The 7,281-nt window shown below is 69.6% G+C and carries 5 protein-coding genes; all 5 read right to left on the reverse strand.

Features of this window, described 5'->3' with window-relative positions:
- Window positions 1-902: ABC transporter permease (locus K8V84_RS24280; protein ID WP_304078952.1), on the reverse strand; the 902-nt coding region annotated here is incomplete at its 3' end.
- A 68-nt stretch (window positions 903-970) separates the two neighbouring features.
- A complete protein-coding gene (locus K8V84_RS24285) occupies window positions 971-2,662 on the reverse strand; it encodes an ABC transporter substrate-binding protein (RefSeq protein ID WP_304078954.1) in 1,692 nt (563 codons plus the stop codon).
- A gap of 264 nt (window positions 2,663-2,926) precedes the next feature.
- Entirely contained in the window at window positions 2,927-3,946 is a 1,020-nt protein-coding gene (locus K8V84_RS24290) for a LacI family DNA-binding transcriptional regulator (RefSeq protein ID WP_304078956.1), read from the reverse strand.
- A gap of 151 nt (window positions 3,947-4,097) precedes the next feature.
- Window positions 4,098-4,976: an Fpg/Nei family DNA glycosylase gene (locus K8V84_RS24295; protein ID WP_304078959.1), complete on the reverse strand. Its 879-nt coding sequence runs from the start codon at window positions 4,974-4,976 to the stop codon at window positions 4,098-4,100.
- A gap of 138 nt (window positions 4,977-5,114) precedes the next feature.
- A partial coding sequence (locus K8V84_RS24300) for a DNA helicase (protein WP_304078961.1) occupies window positions 5,115-7,281 on the reverse strand: 2,167 nt, incomplete at its 5' end.

A 7,281-nucleotide genomic window follows, 5' to 3' on the forward strand; every position in this document is an offset into this window, starting at 1 on the left:
ATCACGAACAGGAAGGTGCCCTGGAGCACGAAGTAGTCGTTGTTGTTCAGGGCCCGGAGGATCAGGCTGCCCAGGCCGGGGTAGTTGAAGACGATCTCGGTGAGCAGCGCGCCGGCGATGACGGTACCGAGCTGGACGGCCAGACCGGTGATCTGCGGCAGCATCGCGTTACGGAAGGCGTAGCGGCGGATCAGGCGACGCGGCGCACCGAGGGCCTGGAGGTAGTTCGAGTAGTCCGCCTCCAGTTCGTAGATGATCATGTTGCGCATGCCGATCGCCCAGCCGCCCAGAGCCACGATGAACATGGACAGGAACGGCAGGAACCAGTGCGTGATGAGACTGGCTATGAACTCCCACGAGAACGCGGGGACCAGCGCCAGGCTGTAACCGCTGGAGGTCGGGAGGAAACCACCGACCACGCCGACCGACCAGGCCAGGAGAAGGGCGAGCCACATGTACGGGGTCGCGGTCAGGACGTAACCGACCGGCAGGACGGTGTTGTCCAGGATCTTGTTGCGGGCCGCGAAGGCACCGAAATGGTTCCCCACGATCCAGCTCAGGATGATGGCGGGGAGCAGCAGTCCCAGGGTGAAGGGGACCGCGCGCAGGATGATGTCGGTGACCGGTTCCGGGTACTGCATCGAGCTGATCCCCAGATCACCTCGGAAGAGCCCGGCCCAGAACGCGAAGTACTGCTGGTGGATCGGTGTTTCGAGCCCGAAGACCTCGTTGTAGTAGTTGGTCATCCGCTCCATGGCCTCCGGGTCGGAGACCGATGCCTTGTTGAGCATGCTCCGGACCGGATCGCCGGGCATGAAGCGCGGAATCATCCAGTTGATGGTGACCGCGATCACGAAGGTGATCGCGTAGATGCCGAGTTTGCGGCCCATGTAACGCCACACGGGTGTCCTCCAGATGTGCAGCCGAAGGCGGAGCGCCCCCGTTCAGGGGAGCGCCCCACCCGTGGTGACTATTCGGCCAGTTCGATCTCTGCGAGGGTGCGGATGGCACCGAGTTCGAACCATCCGTCCCACATCGTGGCGTAGCCGGGTGTGCCCTGCTCACTCGGCCAATTGGTCCAAACGCTGTTGCTCTGCTGCGACCAGAGGCCGTTGTACCAGAGCGGGATCGCCGGCAGTTCGGCCAGCTGGATCTGCTGGATCTGCGAGGTGATCTCCGCGGCGCCCTCCACGTCGTCGGCCGGGACGGCGGCGAGCTGCTGGACCAGGTCCCAGACCTCTTCGTTCTCGTAGCGACCGAAGTTCGCGGTCGTCTGCGTGTCACGAACCGGCATCTGGAACAGGTAGTCGTAGTAGCTCCACGGCGTGTTGCTCAGCTGACGCTCGTTGTTGATGACGAGGTCGAACTCACCGGAGTTGCGGTTGTCGGTGAGCAGGCCTTCGTCGGGGAAGTCCGTCCCGATGTTGATCCCGACTTCCTGGGCGTTCTCGGAGATGACCCGGGCCGCCTCCTCCCAGTCGCTCCAGCCACCGGGGACCTCCAGGGTGAGGTTGATCGGCTCGCCGTCGGGGCTCTCGACGTAGCCGTCACCGTCCTCGTCGAGATAGCCGGCCTCCTCCAGGATGGCCACCGCTTCGTCCGCGTTGTAGGAGAAGCCCTCCTCCTCCACCAGCTCATGGTCGATGTAGGCGTCCCACTGGGGCAGCAGACCGGTGGGGTCGGCACCGTCGACCAGGTCCGAGTAGGGGCCGCTGATGATCTGGTTCAGGTCGATGGAGTGGGCCAGCGCCTGCCGGAACTCCGCGTCGCCCAGCACCGGGTGGTCGTGGTTGACCACCAACCAGGCGGTGTTCGCGGACTGCATGTAGGGCGGGCCGTCATAGAAGCTGGTGAGGAGCTGACCGTCGAGCGACTTTTCGATGCCGGGGAGGAAGTTGTTCGAGACGTCGACCTCGCCGTTGCTGAGCATGTTCATCGTCACCTCGTTGGAGGCGTTGACGACGTCCACGATGTAGGTCGGCTTCATCTCCAGGTCGAGGGCCTCGGTGCCCCACCACTCGTCGTTGCGCTTCCAGACCATGCGGTCGTCGGCGTGGGTCTCGTAGACGTAGGGACCGCTGCCGACCGGATCGTTGTTGGGGTCGTCGGTGAGCTCGGCCTGGTCCTTGTCGGCCCAGATGTGCTCGGGAACGATGGGGTTGTTGAAGGCCCAGTTCATCCATTCCTGGGGCCGGGACTCGGAGAAGGTGACCGTCACCTCCCGCTCACCGGTGGCCTCGACGCCCTCGATGTAGTTCCAGATGTTGCTGTAGGAGACGTCCATCTGTCCGAGTTCGATGGTGGCGACGACGTCCTCGGCGTCGATGGCCTCGCCGTCGGTCCACGTCATCCCGTCCCGCAGGGTGATGACGTGGGTGTTGTCGTCGGGCCACTCGTCGCTCTCCGCGAGCCAGTGGACGTACTCGTTGGCCTCCGCGTCGTAGTGGAAGAGCGGCTCGTAAGTCAGCCCGAAGGTGCCCACCGCGTACTGGCCCCGCATGATCGGGTTCCAGTTGGTCGGCGGGTTCCAGGCCGTACCCGTGGTGTACAGGGTCTCGTTGCGGGGATAGCTCCCGCTTCCGGTGTCTCCGCCTTCGCTGGAACACGCGGTGGCGATGAGCACCACCGCCGCCAGCACGGCGGGAAGCCTCAGAGTTTTCATCTCGACTCCTCCTTCGACCCGGTCGGCCCTTTTCAGGGGGGAAGCCGATTCCTCAGAGGAAGGCTGGGAGCGCTCCCAATGATGAGAGCGAAGGGCCGTTACTGAACCGGGTAAGTGAGGTCCACAACAGCACGACCGGACAGACTCCGTCAATCCCCGTCACTTCGGCGTTATCCGCTTGTAACAGCCATGTCGACCCCGGGACACGTCGAAAGGACCGGCGCTGAACCGGTTCCGCGCACGCCGTCGGGCCGTCCTTCTCGTTCAGGACGCCAGGGGGCCCGTGCTCCCCCGAGGCTGGAGCTCGCCCAACGGGGTCTCCCGGTCCTCGACGCGCTCCCCCGCCAAGAGGCGGTTGAGCATCCCGGCCACCATGCGACCGTGACCGAACACGTCACGGCTTATCGCGGTGAGCGAGGGGCGCACCAGGCGACACAGCGCGGAGTCGTCCCAGGCCACGATGGACAGCTGCGAGGGCACGTCCACGCCCATCTCCGAGGCCACCCCCAGGCCCGCCAACGCCATCAGGTCGTTGTCGTAGACCAGCGCGGTGGGCGGCTCGGCGGCGGCGAGCAGTCGGCGCGTGGTGCGTCCTCCCGCCTCCCCCGTGTAGTCGGCGTGCACCGTGCGCGCCTCCTCCAGGCCCGCTCGGTGAGCGGCCTGCTGGAAGGCGGCGGTGCGGTCGCCCGTGTGCACGAAGTCCTCCGGACCGGCCACCCGCACGATCCGGCGATGACCCAGCGCGGCCAGGTAGTGCACGACCTCGCGTACCGAGGCTCCGTCGTCGGTGTACAGACACGGCAGCCCACCGGTTCCGCCCGGCCCGCCCAGGACCACCGCGGGCAGCGGCAGGACGCCCATCGCCTCGGGGCGGGGGTCCTCCACCCGCAGGTCGACTATGACCACGCCGTCGACGCGGCGCTCGGCGGCCCAACGGCGGTAGACCGCGAGTTCGGAGTCGATGTCCTCGGCCACCTGGAGCATCAGGTCTATGCCGGCGGCCGCGAGTTCGGTCTCCACACCCGAGACCAGCTGCATGAAGAACGGTTCGATCCCGAGGGATCGGGCGGGACGGTCCACCACCATGCCGATCGCGCCGACCCGACCTCCCGGGGCGAGCGCGCGGGCGGGGTTGCTGGGAGCCCAACCGAGGTCACTGGCGATCGAGAGGATCCGTTCCCGCGTGGTCTCGGACACTCCTGGGCGGCCGTTGAGGGCGTAGGAAACCGCCCCTTTGGACACGCCCGCCGCCTTGGCGATGTCCATGATCGTCGGGCGCCTCATCACAGACCCCAAGCCGCCTCCCCGTTACTTCACGATACTGAACCGGTTCAGTCACCGAGAGGGGATTGTAACCCACGCCCGTACAGCGTGGTCCAGAGAGTTTCCCGAGTGTGACCGGTGGGACCGGTGGGACGGAGCATGCGGGAAAGACTCAGGGCTGACACCCGGGGCACCAGTACAGGGTGCGGCCGGCCAGCTCGGAGGAGGCGATCGGCGAGGAGCACACCCGGCAAGGGTCACCGGTCCGGTAACACACGTAGAGGGTGTCGGGCCGGGGCACGGGGTGGGCGTCGGGATCGGGCCGGTCCTCGGGTCGGGTGGTGATGATGTAGCCGTCCCGCACCCCGTCGCGCAGCAGGCCGGACAGGTCCTCCCACAGGATCTCCCACCGTTCCCGCCCCAGCTCTCGACCGGGGGTCAGGGGGTCGATCCCGGCACGGAACAGGGACTCGGCGCGGTAGATGTTGCCCACACCCGCGATGACGTCCTGGCGCATCAAGAGCGCGGCGATGGTGGTGCGCGAGCGCGAGATCACCCGCCAGGCCCGGTCGGGGTCGGCGTCGGACCGAAGGGGGTCCGGGCCCAACCGGTTCTGGACGGCGTGTTTGTCGTCGGTGGTGATGACCTCGCAGGCCGAGGGGCCGCGCAGGTCGGCCCAGCCACCGGTGTTGATCAGGCGGGCGCGGACGGCCCCCACCGGCGTGGGCGCAACGACGAAGCCGTCGGGGTCGCGCTCCAGTTCGAGTCGTTCGGCGCCGGGGGCCCTCGGCGCGCCCAGGTGTCGTTCACCGTCGACGTCGCCGAAGGTCCAGGCGCCGTAGAGACCGAGGTGAACGCGTAGCCACTCGCCCGAGTCGAAACCCAGGAAGAGGTGCTTGCCGTGGGCCTCACTCTCGACCAGGACTCGCCCGTCGATGCGGGCGGCCCCGTCGGAGAACCGACCCTGAGGGCTGGTGGCGCGCACGGCGCCGCCACCGAAGGTCTTGTCGAAGTGCGTGGCCAACCGGTGCAGTGTGTGTCCCTCGGGCACCCGAGTCTCCCCTTCTTCGCCCGCGGCGTCGCCTGGCCTGTCGGGCGAACCAGGGTGTTCCGGGCATGTGCGCGTGGCCTCCCAGGATAGGTGGGGCGCGGGCCGGGGCGGACCGGGAGCGGGGCGGTGGGGGCGGTGTCAGCAGGCGGAGAGGATCTCCTCGACCAGGGTGCGCGGGTCGGCCAGACAGCGCCAGGCGGGGACGACCACGACGAGGTCGTCGGTGGCCCCGTTGAGGGCCTCGCCGCGGGCCAGGAGGCGGCGAAGGGCGGGGCCGTCGGGTTCACGGTCGAGCAGGAGCACCACCCGGCGCGCCCCGTAGCGCACGAGCAGGTCCGCGGTGCGACCGTGCAGTCGCGGTCCGACGGTGACGTCGGTGCCGACGGCGCGCAGGGCGTCGACCAGGGCGGCGCCGGCCGGGTCTTGGGCCGTGGCCGCGGCGCCGGTGGTCCTGGCTCCGCCGATCAGGTCGGCGAGGGGCCCATCACCCTGGGACCAGTGGGAACGGTCGCCCACCACCACGAGCCGACGTCGGGTCCGCGTGAGGACCGATGCCCACAGGTGGCTCATCCGGCGCACCCGCCGTTCGGCGATGGCGGGCCCGCCGGTGGAGAGCATCGGAGACAGCACGGTGACGTCGTTCGTACCGGTGTCCTCGGACAGCAGGTCGGGGCCGCCGACCCGGACGGGCCGGCGCAGGACGCGTTGACGCAGCAGTCGGCGGACCAACGCCACCTGGGGTTGCAAGGGTGCGACCACGGCCAGGGTGTGCCCTTCGGGTAGTTCCTGGTCGAGTTCGTCGACCACCACGGCGACCCGATAGGCCTCGTCGCGGTTGATGTAGGAGGAACCCGGCGCGGCCTCGCACTCGCCGACGACGTCACGCCAGTCGAAGACGGGGCCTTGGTCGGGCTCGGGTCCGGTGGTCACCGAGACCCGACCCCCATAGCAGTGGCGTGCGGCGGCGGTGGCCAGGGGTTCGGGGGCGCCCCGATGCTCGTCCAGCCACAGCATGGGCGGGGCGGCCTTGTAGGCGGCGCGCAGGGCCGAACCCGCACCGTGTCGAAGCGCACGGTCGTCGAGGAGGTCGGGAACGAGCCCGGCGGTGGCCAGGGCCCGTCGTTCCTCCTCGGGTTCCAGGACGCTGAGCGGCCCGGGGTGCGCGGGGTCGCCGACGACGACGGCGCGGTCGGCCCGGTAGAGGACGGGCAGGAGTTCTCCGACCCGGGTCCGTTCGGCGCCCACCACGACCACCAGGTCGAACAGGCCCGCGTGCGGGGGAAGGGCGCGGACCTGGTCGGTGCGACAGACCCAGGCAGGCAGGGTGTCGAGGAGTCCGGTGAGCCCGGTCCTGCCGCCACCGGGGTGCCAGTTGAGGGTCTCCAGGCGGTTCTCGATGGCGGCGCGACCGCGCCAGAGCCGGGGTTCGGTGACCGCGGTGAGGCGTTGCGCCCCGGCGCGCCGATGGTCATCGAGGGCGCGGGCGAGATCGTCGGTGAGTTCGGCCAAAGGCGCGCTACGGGTGCGGCGGTCCACGGCCTCGCGCCAATCGCTCTCCAAACGGGCCACGGCGCACAGTTGGGCCAGGCTGTCGGGGTCGGTGGTCACGCCGAGTTCGCGGCGGACGGCGGCGCGGTGGGACAGGCCGCCCAGCCCACCGGCGGCCGCGCGCTCGGCGCGGTGCAGCCAGTACTCGGGGCCACCGCGTTCGGGGGTGAAGAAGGTGTCGGGGTCCCAACCGCGAGCGATGCTGCGGCCGCGTTCCTCGGCCAGGTGGGCGAGGGCGTGGCCACCGGAGGCCATGGTGTCCATGGCCTCCCACACCCGGCGGACCCGGTTCCAGGCATCGGCGAGGTCGTCGGAGCCGTCCGGGTCCTCATCGTCGGGGCTCATGGTGACGGGGATGGCTCCGGCGTGCCGGCCGAGGACCCGGGTGAGCAGGCGTACCTCGCAGGTGCGCCGTCCGGGATCGCCGGCCCGGATGACGGGGTGGCCGGGATCGGTGTCGGCCCGGCGCAGGACCGCCTCGACATCGGCTTCGGTACGAGCGCACACCAGGACGCGTTGCCCCGCGGTGACGGCGGTGCGGACCATGGCGTCCACGAGGTCGTGCGCGCCGGTACCGGGAGGGGCGGCGACCACGGTGAGCTGCTCGCGCATGGCCGAGCCCAGCGCCCGGTACTGGGGCTGGGACAAAGCGGTGACCGAGACCGGGACGGGCACGGTGGAAGGGGTGGTCTCGGCGGTGCCGTGGGCGCGCCGACCGGCGGCGCGACGCCGTCGGCCCCGGGCCGGTCGGGTCGTG

The sequence above is a fragment of the Nocardiopsis listeri genome, from assembly GCF_020741345.1.
In the GTDB taxonomy this organism is placed as follows: domain Bacteria; phylum Actinomycetota; class Actinomycetes; order Streptosporangiales; family Streptosporangiaceae; genus Nocardiopsis; species Nocardiopsis listeri_A.

Coding starts and splice junctions, on each gene's coding strand:
- K8V84_RS24285 (WP_304078954.1), bottom strand. CDS start 2,662: ATGAAAACTCTGAGGCTTCCCGCCGTGCTGGCGGCGGTGGTGCTCATC.
- K8V84_RS24290 (WP_304078956.1), bottom strand. CDS start 3,946: ATGAGGCGCCCGACGATCATGGACATCGCCAAGGCGGCGGGCGTGTCC.